At 64.1% G+C, this 13,187-nt stretch carries 15 protein-coding genes; 14 read left to right on the top strand and 1 reads right to left on the bottom strand.

Translation table 11 applies throughout. The features are described from left to right. Positions 1-22 precede the first annotated feature (22 nt). From urtB to IVB12_RS30660, 14 genes are all read left to right on the top strand, one after another. A complete protein-coding gene (gene urtB / locus IVB12_RS30725; protein WP_247304822.1) occupies positions 23-1,630 on the top strand; it encodes an urea ABC transporter permease subunit UrtB in 1,608 nt (535 codons plus the stop codon). Beyond that, on the top strand, positions 1,627-2,796 hold the full coding sequence (gene urtC / locus IVB12_RS30720; protein WP_247304820.1) for an urea ABC transporter permease subunit UrtC: 1,170 nt from the start codon (positions 1,627-1,629) through the stop codon (positions 2,794-2,796). The genes urtB and urtC overlap by 4 nt, the downstream gene beginning before the upstream one ends. A 4-nt stretch (positions 2,797-2,800) precedes the next feature. Then, positions 2,801-3,562, top strand: coding sequence for an urea ABC transporter ATP-binding protein UrtD (gene urtD / locus IVB12_RS30715; protein ID WP_247304818.1), 762 nt, complete (start codon positions 2,801-2,803; stop codon positions 3,560-3,562). 88 nt (positions 3,563-3,650) lie between these two features. Continuing rightward, positions 3,651-4,346 carry an urea ABC transporter ATP-binding subunit UrtE gene (gene urtE / locus IVB12_RS30710; protein ID WP_247277824.1) on the top strand — a complete coding sequence of 232 codons (696 nt, stop codon included), beginning with the start codon at positions 3,651-3,653 and terminating at the stop codon, positions 4,344-4,346. Positions 4,347-4,377: 31 nt separating this feature from the next. Next, positions 4,378-5,208 (top strand): urease accessory protein UreD, encoded by an 831-nt coding sequence (locus IVB12_RS30705; protein ID WP_247304816.1) that lies wholly within the window; start codon positions 4,378-4,380, stop codon positions 5,206-5,208. A gap of 24 nt (positions 5,209-5,232) precedes the next feature. Beyond that, entirely contained in the window at positions 5,233-5,535 is a 303-nt protein-coding gene (locus tag IVB12_RS30700; protein WP_006612146.1) for an urease subunit gamma, read from the top strand. A 9-nt stretch (positions 5,536-5,544) separates the two neighbouring features. Next, positions 5,545-5,850 (top strand): urease subunit beta, encoded by a 306-nt coding sequence (locus IVB12_RS30695; protein ID WP_247304813.1) that lies wholly within the window; start codon positions 5,545-5,547, stop codon positions 5,848-5,850. Between the two features lie 57 nt (positions 5,851-5,907). Next, positions 5,908-6,447 (top strand): HD domain-containing protein, encoded by a 540-nt coding sequence (locus IVB12_RS30690; RefSeq protein WP_247304810.1) that lies wholly within the window; start codon positions 5,908-5,910, stop codon positions 6,445-6,447. 34 nt (positions 6,448-6,481) lie between these two features. Continuing rightward, positions 6,482-8,197 (top strand): urease subunit alpha, encoded by a 1,716-nt coding sequence (gene ureC / locus IVB12_RS30685; RefSeq protein WP_247304808.1) that lies wholly within the window; start codon positions 6,482-6,484, stop codon positions 8,195-8,197. A 112-nt stretch (positions 8,198-8,309) separates the two neighbouring features. Continuing rightward, complete coding sequence (locus IVB12_RS30680) at positions 8,310-8,609, top strand: putative quinol monooxygenase (protein ID WP_007599815.1); 300 nt, start codon at positions 8,310-8,312, stop codon at positions 8,607-8,609. Positions 8,610-8,622: 13 nt separating this feature from the next. Then, a complete protein-coding gene (locus IVB12_RS30675; RefSeq protein ID WP_247304805.1) occupies positions 8,623-9,219 on the top strand; it encodes an urease accessory protein UreE in 597 nt (198 codons plus the stop codon). After that, a complete protein-coding gene (locus IVB12_RS30670; RefSeq protein WP_247304921.1) occupies positions 9,200-9,928 on the top strand; it encodes an urease accessory protein UreF in 729 nt (242 codons plus the stop codon). The genes IVB12_RS30675 and IVB12_RS30670 overlap by 20 nt, the downstream gene beginning before the upstream one ends. A gap of 45 nt (positions 9,929-9,973) precedes the next feature. After that, positions 9,974-10,597 carry an urease accessory protein UreG gene (ureG, locus tag IVB12_RS30665; protein ID WP_247304803.1) on the top strand — a complete coding sequence of 208 codons (624 nt, stop codon included), beginning with the start codon at positions 9,974-9,976 and terminating at the stop codon, positions 10,595-10,597. Positions 10,598-10,892: 295 nt separating this feature from the next. Beyond that, the gene (locus IVB12_RS30660) at positions 10,893-12,542 is read left to right on the top strand and encodes an HWE histidine kinase domain-containing protein (protein ID WP_247304801.1); all 1,650 of its coding nucleotides are present in this window, start codon (positions 10,893-10,895) and stop codon (positions 12,540-12,542) included. 9 nt (positions 12,543-12,551) lie between these two features. On the opposite strand, the gene IVB12_RS30655 is transcribed toward IVB12_RS30660, so the two are convergent. After that, positions 12,552-13,163, bottom strand: a complete 612-nt coding sequence (locus IVB12_RS30655; RefSeq protein WP_247304799.1) for a TetR/AcrR family transcriptional regulator — start codon at positions 13,161-13,163, stop codon at positions 12,552-12,554. Positions 13,164-13,187: the final 24 nt, after the last annotated feature.

Below are 13,187 nucleotides of genomic sequence, written 5' to 3'. Positions count from 1 at the left end.
ATTTCCGCCGGGGTCATTCACAGTGCTAGCCCATTTGTCCGCCCGTCTCCGTTCGCTCCTGCTCTCGTTGTTCCTGATCGCGTTCGCGCTGCCGGCCTTCGCCGGTCCGTTCGAGGATGCGGTCGCAAAATTCGCCAACGACGATTTTTCCGACACGGAAGAGGCGATCGGCGCGGTCGCAAGCAGCGGCAACCCGCTGGCATTGCCGATCATCAGCGCGCTGCAAGACGGCCGCCTCATGGCCGATCCAGACAGCAAGAAGGTCTACGTCACCGGCGCCGACGGCAAGTCGATCGACGCCGCGTCCGGCCAGGCGGTGACCAGCATTCCCGACAGCGCGAGCGCGGTTCGGCTCAACAACCGTCTGCGCCGCAGCGTCGATGCCGCGGTCGGCAGCCTGACGCTTCAGTCGCCAGATCTGTCGACGCGCCTTCAGGCCGCGCAATCCGTCTTCAAGTCGCATGAGGAATCGGCGCTAGAGGCAGTCGACGGTGCGCTCGCCAAGGAAACCAACAGAGCCGTGAAGACGGTGCTCGGCGAAGCCCGTGCGGCCATCCTGCTGTTCAAGTCGGACGCCACCGAGGTCGAGAAGCTGGAGGCCGTCGCCACGCTCAAGGCGCGCGGCGACCAGGAGGCGCTGGCGCTGCTCACCGGCATGGGCGACCAGCCGGCCTCGGTGAGCAAGGCTGCCGCGAGCGCGATCGGCTCGATCCAAAGCTCGCTTGCGGTCTGGTCAATGGTGCAGAACGCCTGGTACGGCCTCTCGCTCGGCTCGGTGCTGCTGCTCGCTGCGATCGGGCTCGCCATCACCTTTGGCGTGATGGGGGTCATCAACATGGCGCATGGCGAGATGGTGATGATCGGGGCCTACACCACCTTCGTGGTGCAGGAGGTGATCCGTACCCGCTCTCCCGCCCTGTTCGACTATTCGCTGCTGATTGCCGTGCCGCTCGCCTTTCTCGTCGCCGGCGCCATCGGCGTCCTGATCGAGCGCAGCATCATCCGCTTCCTCTACGGCCGTCCGCTGGAGACGCTGCTGGCGACCTGGGGCCTGTCGCTGGTGTTGCAGCAGGCGGTGCGCACCATGTTCGGCCCGACCAACCGCGAGGTCGGCAACCCCTCCTGGATGAGCGGCGCGTTCGAACTCGGCCAGATCACTATCACGTATAACCGGCTCTGGATCCTCTGCTTCACGCTGGCCGTGTTCGCGATCCTGCTCGCGATGCTGCGCTACACCGCGCTCGGCCTCGAGATGCGCGCGGTGACGCAGAACCGCCGCATGGCGGCCTCGATGGGCATCGCCACTTCGCGCGTCGATGCGCTCACCTTCGGGCTCGGCTCCGGCATTGCCGGCATTGCAGGCGTGGCGTTGTCGCAGATCGACAATGTCAGCCCCAATCTCGGCCAGAGCTACATCATCGATAGTTTCATGGTCGTGGTGTTCGGCGGCGTCGGCAATCTCTGGGGCACCCTGGTCGGCGCCTTCACGCTCGGCATCGCCAACAAATTCCTGGAGCCGGTCGCAGGCGCCGTGCTCGGCAAAATCGCCATCCTGGTTCTGATCATCCTGTTCATCCAAAAACGGCCGCGCGGCTTGTTCGCGCTCAAGGGCCGTGCGGTGGAAGCATGACCCCTCACATGCTGACGCGATCGCTGGACCGAAGCGCGACGATTTTCCTTGCCGTCGTCGCGGCCTGCGGCATCCTCATCCCGCTCTCCAACCTGCTGCTGCCTGCGAGCTCGTTCCTTCAGGTGCCGACCTATCTCGTCGCGCTCTGGGGCAAATACGTCTGCTACGCCATCCTCGCGCTCGCGATCGACTTGATCTGGGGCTATTGCGGCATCCTCTCGCTCGGCCACGGCGCCTTCTTCGCACTCGGCGGCTACGCCATGGGCATGTATCTGATGCGACAGATCGGCACCCGCGGCGTCTACGGCAATCCGATCCTGCCCGACTTCATGGTGTTCCTGAACTGGCAGAAGCTGCCCTGGTACTGGTACGGCTTCGACATGTTCTGGTTTGCAGCGCTGATGGTGCTGGTCGTGCCGGGCCTTCTCGCCTTTTGCTTCGGCTGGCTTGCTTTCCGCTCCCGCGTCACAGGCGTATATCTGTCGATCATCACGCAGGCGATGACCTATGCGCTGCTGCTCGCCTTCTTCCGCAATGATTTTGGCTTCGGCGGCAACAACGGCCTGACCGATTTCAAGGACATCCTCGGCTTCAACGTGCAGGCGGAGGGCACGCGCGCCGCATTGTTCGCGCTGAGCTGCCTGGCGCTGATTCTGGGCTTCCTGATCTGCCGCGCCATCGTCTCCTCCAAGCTCGGCAAGGTGCTGATTGCGGTGCGTGACGCGGAATCGCGGACGCGCTTTCTTGGCTACCGCGTCGAATCCTACAAACTGTTCGTGTTCACGGTGTCGGCATGCATGGCCGGCGTCGCCGGCGCGCTCTACGTGCCGCAGGTCGGCATCATCAATCCATCCGAATTTGCGCCGGGCAATTCGATCGAGGCGGTGATCTGGGTTGCGGTCGGCGGCCGCGGCACGCTGGTCGGCGCGGCGCTCGGCGCCGTCGTCGTCAATTACGCCAAGACCTTCTTCACCTCCGGCGTGCTCGCGCCGTACTGGCTGTTCATGCTGGGTGCGTTGTTCATCCTGGTGACGCTGCTGCTGCCGAAGGGCATCGTCGGCACCTTCAACGCCTGGTGGGACTCATCGAAGGAGAAGCGCACCGCCGCGGCCATTGCGAGCGCTGCGGCCGAAGACGGCGTCACCGAACCCAAGATGGCGGAGTAGCGCGATGAACGTCATGGATACCCGCGCGACCTCCGCGATGCTCTATCTCGACGGCGTGCACGTCTCGTTCGACGGCTTCCACGCCATCAACAACCTGTCGCTGACGCTCGAGCCCGGCGAGATGCGCGCCATCATCGGTCCGAACGGCGCCGGCAAGACCACGATGATGGACATCATCACGGGCAAGACCAAGCCGGACGAGGGCACTGTGCTGTTCGACGGGGTCACCGATCTGACGCGGCTCGATGAGACCCGCATCGCCGAGCTCGGCATCGGCCGCAAATTCCAGAAGCCGACCGTGTTCGAGAGTCAGAGCGTGCAGGACAATCTCCTGCTCGCGCTCAATGTCGATCACTCGGTCCGCGGCACGCTGTTCTGGCGCGGCAGCAAAGCGGAGTCCGAGCGCATCGACAAGGTGCTGGAGACGATCCGGCTCACCGACGCCCGCAACCGTCTCGCCGGCAGCCTCAGCCATGGCCAGAAGCAGTGGCTCGAGATCGGCATGCTGCTCGCGCAGGACCCAAAGCTGCTCCTCGTCGACGAACCGGTCGCCGGGATGACCGACGTCGAGACGTATCTCACCGCCGAGCTGCTGAAAGAGATCAACAAGACCCACACCGTGATGGTGGTCGAGCACGACATGACCTTCGTGCGCGAGCTCGGAGTCAAGGTGACCTGCCTGCATGAAGGCACCGTGCTGGCGGAAGGCACCATCGACCAGGTCTCGTCCAACGAGCGGGTCATCGAAGTCTATCTGGGCAGGTAGCGAATGGCGAATAGGGAATGGCGAATGGATTGGCCGCTTCTCTTACTAGCTACTCGCCATTCGCTATTCGCCCATAAAGGTGTTTCCGATGCTTGAAGTTAAAGACATCAACCTGTTCTACGGCGCGGCGCAGGCGCTGCGCGGCGTCTCGATCTCGGCGGAGCCGGGCAAGGTGACTTGCGTGCTCGGCCGCAACGGCGTCGGCAAGACCTCGCTCTTGCGCGCCATGGTCGGGCAATATCCGATCTCCTCGGGCGCGATCGTGCTCGACGGCACAGACATCACGGGCCTGAAGCCCTACGAGCGCGCGCGCAGGGGCATCGGCTTCGTGCCACAGGGCCGCGAGATCTTTCCGTTGCTCACGGTCGAGGAGAACCTCAAGACCGGCTTCGGCCCGCTCAAGCGCGAGGACAAGCACATTCCGGACGACGTGTTCTCGCTATTTCCGGTGCTGCAATCCATGCTCGGCCGGCGCGGTGGCGACCTCTCCGGCGGTCAGCAGCAGCAGCTCGCGATCGGGCGCGCGCTGGTGATGCGGCCAAAGCTGCTGCTGCTCGACGAGCCGACCGAGGGCATCCAGCCATCGATCATCAAGGACATAGGCCGCGCCATCTCCTACCTGCGCAACCTCGGCAACATTGCGATCGTGCTGGTCGAGCAATATCTCGACTTTGCTTGCGAACTCGGCGACAGTTTCGCGGTGATGGATCGCGGCGCGGTGAAGTTCACCTGCGACCGCTCCAATCTCGACGCGAGCGAAATCAGCCGCCAGATGGCGCTCTAGGCCATTCTGCCGCGACCGGGTGGGGAGGCGGATGCGCAGCGACGTTTCAGTCACATCAACCGTTTTCGAGGCGAACCGTGCCCGCGGCGAGGTGCGCTTCGATGTTCAGGCGCGCGACGGCGTGACGCGGCGTGGCACGTTGCATGAAAGCGGCTCGCTGCGCGTGCGCTTTCCATCGCCGGAAGGCGAGGGGCTGTCTGGCGTGTTCGTCAACACGGCCGGCGGGGTCGCTGGCGGCGATCGCTTCGACATTGAGATCACGGCCGCTGATGCTGCGCGGCTGACGCTGACTACGGCGGCCGCAGAAAAGGTCTATCGTGCGCCGGGACAGGCGGCCGAGCTCAATATCGCGCTGAAGGTCGGCGCAGGCGCGCATCTGTCCTGGCTGCCTCAGGAGATGATCCTGTTCGATCGCGCCCGTATCTATCGCCGCTTCGACATCGCGCTCGATGAGAAGGCTTCGCTTCTGCTCTGCGAGATCGTGGTGTTCGGTCGCACCGCCATGGGCGAGCGGATGGAGCAGGGCGAGTTTGTCGATCGCTGGCGGCTCTCTCGCGGCGGCAAGCTGGTGTTCGCCGAAACTATCAGGCTCGACGGCAATATCGGCGCAAAACTCGGCCGATCTGCCGTTGCCAAAGATGGCGCCGCGATCGGCACGGCCCTGATCCTGCCTGGAGACGAGGCCCTGGTTGAGCGCCTGCGCGAAGCATCGGACTCGTTCGCCGGCGAGGTCGGGATATCCGCCTGGAATGGCTTTGCAATGGCGCGGTTCTGTGCCCAAGATGCGGCGCGTTTGCGCACTGACATGATGGCGGTGCTGGCGCGCACCGGCGCCGTGCTGCCGCGGCTGTGGTTGAATTGACGTGTTGAACGGAAGAGATTTCGCATGAACCTGTCTCCCCGCGAAAAGGACAAGCTTCTGATCTCGATGGCCGCCATCGTGGCGCGCCGCCGGCTGGAGCGTGGCGTCAAGCTCAACCATCCCGAGGCGGTCGCGATCATCTCCGATTTTATCCTCGAAGGCGCCCGTGACGGCCGCACCGTCGCCGAACTGATGCAATCTGGCGCGCAGGTGTTGACCCGCGATCAGGTGATGCCCGGAATTCCGGAGATGATCCACGACATCCAGGTCGAAGCGACCTTTCCGGACGGCACCAAGCTCGTCACCGTCCACGAGCCGATCAGGTAGGAGCAGAGCATGATCCCCGGCGAACTCTTCATCCAGGACGGCGAAATCGAGCTCAATGCTGGCCGCAAGACCGTGACGCTGACAGTCGCCAACACCGGCGACCGTCCGATCCAGGTCGGCTCGCACTACCATTTTTTCGAGACCAACCCGGCGTTGAATTTCGACCGCAGACGCGCCCGCGGCATGCGCCTCGACATCGCCGCCGGCACCGCCGTCCGGTTCGAGCCGGGCCAGACCCGCGATGTCCAGCTCGTCGCCATGGCCGGCAAGAAGACGATCTACGGTTTTCGTGGCGAGGTGATGGGGAAGCTGTGACATCAGGAGGAACGAGCGCGATGCGGCACGGTTGAGGCCAAAGTGGAGGGATCTGCCATGCTGCCTGCTATCCGCCTCGTCTCCGAAGCTGCCGAATTCGCCGCGCGCCGCCACAACGGCATGGCGCGCAAGGGGCGCGGCAACGAGCCCTATATCAATCATCTTGCCGAGGTCGCGAACCTGCTTGCGACCGCGACCGATGGAGCCGATGCCGAGCTGGTGGCGGCCGGATGGTTGCATGATTCCATCGAGGACACCGACACCACGCGCGAGGAGCTCGCGCAGAGATTCTCCGAGCGTGTCGCCGCCCTCGTCGCGGAATGCACCGACGACAGGAGTCTGCCGAAAGCCGAGCGACGGCGTCGGCAGGTGATGGACGCGCCAAAAAAATCCGTCGGCGCGAAGCTGATCAAGATTGCCGACAAGATCAGCAATACAGGGGCGCGCATTCAAACCGATTTGAGTGCCGAGGAGCGCGACGAACTCGTCGATTACGTTGAGTGGGCCACGCAAGTCGTTGCGGGCTGCCGCGGCGGCAACGCGTGGCTCGACGAGAAGTTCGACGATGCCGTGAAAGCAGCGAGGGCCGTGCTGTGACCGACCAGTTATTCAAACGCATACGGGGCTTGTGATGTCCGTCAAAATAAAGCGTTCCGTCTATTCCGACATGTTCGGCCCGACCACCGGCGACAAGGTGCGTCTAGCTGATACCGACCTCATCATCGAAGTCGAGAAGGATTTCACAACCTATGGCGAAGAGGTGAAGTTCGGCGGCGGAAAGGTGATCCGCGACGGCATGGGCCAGTCGCAGGTCACCAACAAGCAGGGCGCCGCCGACACGGTCATCACCAATGCGCTGATCGTCGATCATTGGGGCATCGTGAAAGCCGACGTCGCCATCAAGGATGGCATGATTTCCGCGATCGGCAAGGCCGGCAACCCAGACATCCAGCCGGGCGTGACCATCATCATCGGTCCTGGCACCGATGTGATCGCGGGCGAAGGCAAGATTCTCACGGCCGGCGGTTTCGACAGCCACATCCATTTCATCTGCCCGCAACAGATCGAGCACGCGCTGATGAGCGGCGTCACCTCGATGCTGGGCGGCGGCACCGGCCCGTCGCACGGCACCTTCGCCACGACCTGCACGCCGGGGCCCTGGCATATCGCCCGGATGATCCAGTCGTTCGACGCCTTTCCGGTTAATCTCGGCATTTCCGGCAAAGGGAACGCCTCGCGGCCCGCCGCGCTGGTCGAGATGATCAGAGCCGGCGCCTGTGCGCTGAAGCTGCACGAGGATTGGGGCACGACGCCAGCAGCGATCGACAACTGCCTGTCGGTCGCCGACGATCACGACATCCAGGTCATGATCCACACCGACACGCTCAACGAATCCGGTTTCGTCGAGGATACGATCAAGGCGTTCAAGGGCCGCACCATTCACGCCTTCCACACCGAGGGCGCCGGCGGCGGTCACGCTCCTGACATCATCAAGGTCGCGAGCCTGAAGAATGTGCTGCCGTCCTCGACCAATCCGACGCGGCCCTTCACGCGCAACACCATCGACGAGCATCTCGATATGCTGATGGTGTGCCACCACCTCGACCCCTCGATCGCGGAAGATCTGGCTTTCGCCGAGAGCCGCATCCGCAAGGAGACCATCGCCGCCGAGGACATCCTGCATGATCTCGGCGCGCTCTCGATGATGTCCTCGGACTCCCAGGCGATGGGCCGTCTCGGCGAGGTCATCATCCGGACCTGGCAGACCGCCGACAAGATGAAGAAGCAGCGCGGATCGCTGCCGCAGGACAAGGGCAAGGACAACGACAATTTCCGCGTCAAGCGCTACATCGCCAAATACACGATCAATCCCGCAATCGCGCACGGCGTGTCGAAACTGATCGGCTCGGTCGAGAAGGGCAAGCTCGCCGATCTCGTGCTGTGGTCGCCGGCCTTCTTCGGCGTCAAGCCGGACTGCATCGTCAAGGGCGGCAGCATCGTCGCAGCGCCCATGGGCGATCCCAACGCCTCGATCCCGACGCCGCAACCGGTGCACTACCAACCGATGTTCGGTGCCTTCGGGAAGGCGCGCACGGCGTCCTCCGTTGTCTTTACCTCGAAGGCCGCCGTCACCGGAGGTCTTGCGCGAAAACTCGGCATCGACAAGAAGCTCTATGCGGTCCAGAACACCCGCGGCAAGATCTCGAAGAAGAGCATGGTCCACAACGACGCCACGCCCAAGATCGAAGTCGATCCGGAGACCTATGAGGTCCGCGCCGACGGCGAGCTGCTCACCTGCGCCCCCGCCGAGGTGCTGCCGATGGCACAGCGATATTTCATGTACTGAAATAGCCTGTGCTGCATGCCTCGGGGTTGTTTTCCGGTCTTGAGTTCGACCCTGCCTGGTCTAATGTCCCGCCGGTATCTTGAACCCAGAAGAAAAGCCGGGAGGATTTCTCGTGATCTATGTTGTTGCCACCTTGACCATCAAGCCCGAAACGCGCGCCGAATTCATTGCAGCCGCCACCGCCTGCATCAAGGAGACGCGCAAAGAGCCCGGCAATATCGCTTATGATCTGCACGAGAGCGTCACCGACCCTGCCAAAATGGTGTTCGTCGAGCAGTGGGAGAACGCCGAGGCGCTGGTGCCGCATCGTGCCATGGAGCATATGAAGACGTTCGGCCGCGTCGCGGTGAAGTGCTTCACGGCGCCGCCGAAGATCGAGGTGATCACGCCCGAGAAGGTCGAGACACGGTAAACGGGGTAAATGCATGATCCGGGCGACGCAGGTCAGGGGGCAGCACCGCTTCACGGAAGCACCCGTGGATACGGTGGTGCTCGATTTCGACGATCGGCACCGTCGCCGCATGGCCATGACGGGGACGCGGGGGCTCGAATTCCTGCTCGACCTGGAGCATGCTGTCGCGCTGCGCGGCGGCGATGCGCTGGTGCTGGAGGACGGCCGGCTGGTGGAGGTGGTGGCGGCGCCCGAACCGCTGCTGGAAATCCGCGGCCACGATCCGCACCATCTCATCCGCGTCGGCTGGCACCTCGGCAACCGCCACCTGCCGACGCAGATCATGGCCAAGGCCTTGCGTATCCGCCGCGACCACGTCATCGAAGCCATGGTGAAAGGTCTCGGCGCCCGCGTGATCGAGATCGAGGCGCCGTTCGATCCCGAAGGCGGCGCCTATGCCGACGCCGGTCATGCGCATGGTCACGACGCCCATGCGCATCACGATCACGGCCACCATCATCACGAACATGGCCATGATGATCATGGTCACGATCATCGCCATCACCACGACGAGCATTGCGACCACCGCGACCATCACCACGGCCATAAGCATGCTCATGACCACAAATGAGCCGGTCGGCGCCGCTGATCTCGCCGAGCGCGAGGCGGCGGCGCTGTACCGGTTGATGACCTGGTTGTCGCCGGCGTTTCCTGTCGGTGGTTTCTCCTACTCCAGCGGCATCGAATGGGCGGTCGAGGCCGGCGACATCACGGATACCGCGACGCTGGTCGACTGGCTCGACACTATGCTCGGCGACGGCTCCGGGCTTTGCGATGCAACGTTCCTGGTCCATGCCTATCGCGCCGCGGAAGCCGACGAGACCACCACTTTGAGCGATATCGCCGAGCTCGCGGCCGCCTTCGTGCCGTCGCGCGAACGACAGCTGGAAACGACCTCCCAAGGCCGCGCCTTCATCGACATCGCGCGCGCGGCGTGGGATGCCGATGGGCTGGATGCGATGGTCGCGGCATGCCGCACGCCATTGGTCTATCCCGTCGCCGTCGGCGTGGTCGCCGCGATGCATGGTGTGCCGCTGGCGCCGACGCTGCACGCTTTCCTGCATGCGCTGGTCTCGAACTGGATTTCCGCGGCCAGCCGTCTCATTCCGCTCGGCCAGACCGACAGCCAGCGTGTGCTGGTGAGGCTGGAAGCCGCCGTCGTCGCGACCGCCAATCGTGCGCTGAATGCGACATTGGACGATCTCGGCAGCGCGACCTTCCGTGCCGATCTCGCCAGCCTCCGGCACGAGACACAATATACGCGGCTGTTCAGATCGTGAGCACGTTGCGTCACACTCCGCCAGGACGACGATAGGAAGGAATCAATGGCTACGTCTCACGGCCCCTTACGTGTCGGCGTCGGCGGCCCGGTCGGATCGGGCAAGACCGCGCTGATGGACCTGCTCTGCAAGACCATGCGCGAGCAGTACGACATTGCCGCGATCACCAACGACATCTACACCAAATGGGATGCCGAATACCTCGTGCGTTCGGGTTCGCTGACGCCGGATCGGATCGCCGGCGTCGAGACCGGCGGCTGCCCGCACACCGCGATTCGCGAGGACGCCTCGATGAATCTCGCGGCGGTGGCGGACATGCGCGCGAAGTTTCCGGGCCTCGATCTCGTGCTGATCGAGTCCGGCGGCGACAATCTCGCTGCCACTTTTTCCCCGGAGCTGGCCGACCTCACCATCTACGTCATCGACGTTGCCGCCGGCGACAAGATTCCGTCCAAGGGCGGCCCGGGCATCACCCGGTCAGACCTTCTTGTCATCAACAAGATCGACCTGGCGCCCCATGTCGGGGCCTCCCTGGAAAAGATGGAGACGGACGCCAAGCGCATGCGCGGCCAGCGTCCCTTCGTCATGACCAACCTGAAGAAGAGCCAGGGGCTCGACCGCATTGTCGCGTTCATCGAAGCCAAAGGTGGCCTGAGGCGGGCAGGCTGACCGACGCGACGACTTGGCGCAGGTGGTTTTCGCGGTTGACGGGTGAAGCAGGCTCAGAGCGGCGGAACAAATTTTAGACATGGAGATTAACTACCTCCGCCTCGGGGCAGCCATTCCGGCCTGACCATCGGCCGGGCGGATTAAGCTTGTCAGCCGACCTACGTTGCGTACTGATGCCTCCTCCTCCATTATCTCCGCCACTGGGGTTCACCCTGTTTCGGCAGATGGCCGTTCGAGCGGCGTTCATATGGTCCACAATTATTGCCGACCTCTTGCTTTCGCCTGAGTAGTCGAAGTGGTCCGGCTGGGTTTCATCATCGGCTTCATCGCTCTGCTCGGAGCCCTGCTCTCCGGGCTTGCGGCCTATCGCGTTCACGATCAGGAGCTGGCGCTGGACCGGATCGCGCTCGCGCGTGCGATTGACGTTCACGCAAGCCTGGTCCAGGACCGCCTCACCGAGCGGGAGCTGCTCGCGCGTGTCGCCTCCGGCTTGTTCCGTGCGCCATCCGTGATCAAGCCGAACATGCTGGAGCCGCTGCGCTCGGCCATCTACGCCTTCAAGACCGATTTCGTGGTGGCCGGCTGGATCGCCCGCCTGAAGCCGAATGAGCTTGCCGCAGCGCAGGCTGCCATTGCCGGCGCCGGCTTCCCCAATCCGCGGATCCGCACGTTTGACGACAAGCCGATCAATCCCGCCGAGGTTACTCAGCCGATCGACGTGCTGATGGATCTCGAGCCGCGCAGCAACGAGACCAAGACGCTGCCCGGCCGCAGCTACGATAAGGATCCGGTTTCCAGCGCCATGCTGACGCGTGCGCGCGCCGAGAAGCGGTCGGTTGCCTCGGATCCGATTCCGCTGCTCAGCGGCGACGGGCCGATCGGCGTCATCGTGGCCGCGCCCGTCATTCCCGAGGGAGCAACGGAGCCGGCCGGGTTCGTCACATTCTCTTATGAGCTTGCCTCGCTGATGCTGACCAATGACGACATGTCGTTGTTCTCGGTCGCGCTCAGGGATCCGCGCAAGGACGGCGGCGAGCTCGTTGCCAACGACCAGGGCGTGGTCTCCACGCGCGCGACGGCGGCGGACGGGCTGGCGCCGTCGGCCATGCGCACGGTGAGCTTCGGTGGCCGTGATTGGCAGCTCGCCTACTACGCGAAGACCAATTCGGCGCGTCGCGCCGAACAGACTGCCATCATCGTGGCGGCGATCGGCTTTGCGATCACCGCGATGGTGTGTGGCCTGTTCGGCTATGTCGCCTACAACAACCTGCGGCTCAGCCGGGAAATCCAGGTGCGGATTGGCTTCGAGCGGCGGCTGACCGCTGTCATCGACGAGCTCAATCACCGGGTCAAGAACATCCTGGCGGTGATCCAGTCGATCGTGACGCGCACGCTGCGCCACGGCTCGGACATCGACGTCGCGCGCGAGCTCCTGATCGGCCGCATCCACGCCATGTCGAACGTGGTCTCGCTGCTCAGCGAGAGCCAATGGCAGGGTGTCAAGCTGAAGGGCCTGTTCGAAGCGCGCGCCATCCCGCATGCCGAACGCATCGCCGTCACCGGTCCCGACATCGCGGTCAGCGCGCGCGCGGCGCAGAGCCTGTCTCTGCTGTTCTTCGAGCTCGCCTCGCATTCCGACGAAGGCCTGTCGCTGGTCGGAAAGCATCCGCACATCACCGCCAATTGGACGGTGACGGGCGAGGAGCCCGACGAGATTTTCAATTTCCGCTGGGAGGAGTTCAACACCAGCGAGGCGACGCGCCGCCCCGATTCCGATTTCGGCCTGATCCTGCTCGACCGCGTGGCGCCCGAGGCGCTCGGCGGCACCGCCAAGCGCTACTTCACCGACGTCTCCTACGTCTACGAGCTGACCGCGCCGATGGAGACGGTGGTCGACATGTCCGAGCGCGATCGCACCGAGAAGTTTTCGCAGCCGGTGCGGTAGAGCGGCACCTCAGCCCTTCGGCTGCAACACCAGGTCGACCAGATTGCGCGCGTAGGCCGGCGTGACCGGCGCGATGCCGAAGACGTAGCGGTAGAACAGGCCGCCGTAGATCGCGTCATAGAGATCCTCGGGCAGTCCCTCGGCCAGGATGCTGCCGTCCTTCTGGCCTGCTGCGATCATCTCCACCAGAGCGTCGCGGCGGAATTGCAGATAGCGGGCGTAGAACAGTTCGGCGGAGCCGGTCTTCGAAATGCATTCGGAGATCACGGCAAGCTGCACCTTGCCGAACTCGCCCTGGAGTGCCTCGGCATAGGCCGCGGCGTGGCGGCGCGCACGCGCCGCAGGCGTGCCGGAGCTCTCCGGGGGCAGCGGCAGCATCTGTGCGGCGTGGTGAAGAAAGGCGTCGATCAAAAGCGCCTCCCGGGATGGCCACCATTTGTAGATCGTCATCTTGGAGACGTCGGAATTGCGCGCGACTGCGTCGATGGTGGTGGCGGCAAGGCCGGTCGCAGCCATCAGCGCGTACGCGCTTTCGAGAATGGCGTTGGCGGTCTCGATCGACCGCGGCCGGCCGCGCCGGGGCGGCGCGCCGTCAGACTCTTCACCCTCATTTCTCGCCATGACCTGGCCCGGTCTCCTCGCGCA

This window comes from Bradyrhizobium sp. 179 (assembly GCF_023073535.1).
Classification (GTDB): Bacteria; Pseudomonadota; Alphaproteobacteria; order Rhizobiales; family Xanthobacteraceae; genus Bradyrhizobium.
The sequence above is the reverse complement of the archived record's forward strand: the minus strand, read 5'-3'. Positions and strand labels throughout refer to the sequence as shown.

Coding starts and splice junctions, on each gene's coding strand:
- IVB12_RS30670 (WP_247304921.1), top strand. CDS start 9,200: ATGCTCATGACCACAAATGAGCCGGTCGGCGCCGCTGATCTCGCCGAG.
- ureG (WP_247304803.1), top strand. CDS start 9,974: ATGGCTACGTCTCACGGCCCCTTACGTGTCGGCGTCGGCGGCCCGGTC.
- urtC (WP_247304820.1), top strand. CDS start 1,627: ATGACCCCTCACATGCTGACGCGATCGCTGGACCGAAGCGCGACGATT.
- urtE (WP_247277824.1), top strand. CDS start 3,651: ATGCTTGAAGTTAAAGACATCAACCTGTTCTACGGCGCGGCGCAGGCG.
- IVB12_RS30675 (WP_247304805.1), top strand. CDS start 8,623: ATGATCCGGGCGACGCAGGTCAGGGGGCAGCACCGCTTCACGGAAGCA.
- ureC (WP_247304808.1), top strand. CDS start 6,482: ATGTCCGTCAAAATAAAGCGTTCCGTCTATTCCGACATGTTCGGCCCG.
- IVB12_RS30690 (WP_247304810.1), top strand. CDS start 5,908: ATGCTGCCTGCTATCCGCCTCGTCTCCGAAGCTGCCGAATTCGCCGCG.
- IVB12_RS30705 (WP_247304816.1), top strand. CDS start 4,378: ATGCGCAGCGACGTTTCAGTCACATCAACCGTTTTCGAGGCGAACCGT.
- IVB12_RS30655 (WP_247304799.1), bottom strand. CDS start 13,163: ATGGCGAGAAATGAGGGTGAAGAGTCTGACGGCGCGCCGCCCCGGCGC.
- IVB12_RS30695 (WP_247304813.1), top strand. CDS start 5,545: ATGATCCCCGGCGAACTCTTCATCCAGGACGGCGAAATCGAGCTCAAT.
- urtD (WP_247304818.1), top strand. CDS start 2,801: ATGAACGTCATGGATACCCGCGCGACCTCCGCGATGCTCTATCTCGAC.
- IVB12_RS30700 (WP_006612146.1), top strand. CDS start 5,233: ATGAACCTGTCTCCCCGCGAAAAGGACAAGCTTCTGATCTCGATGGCC.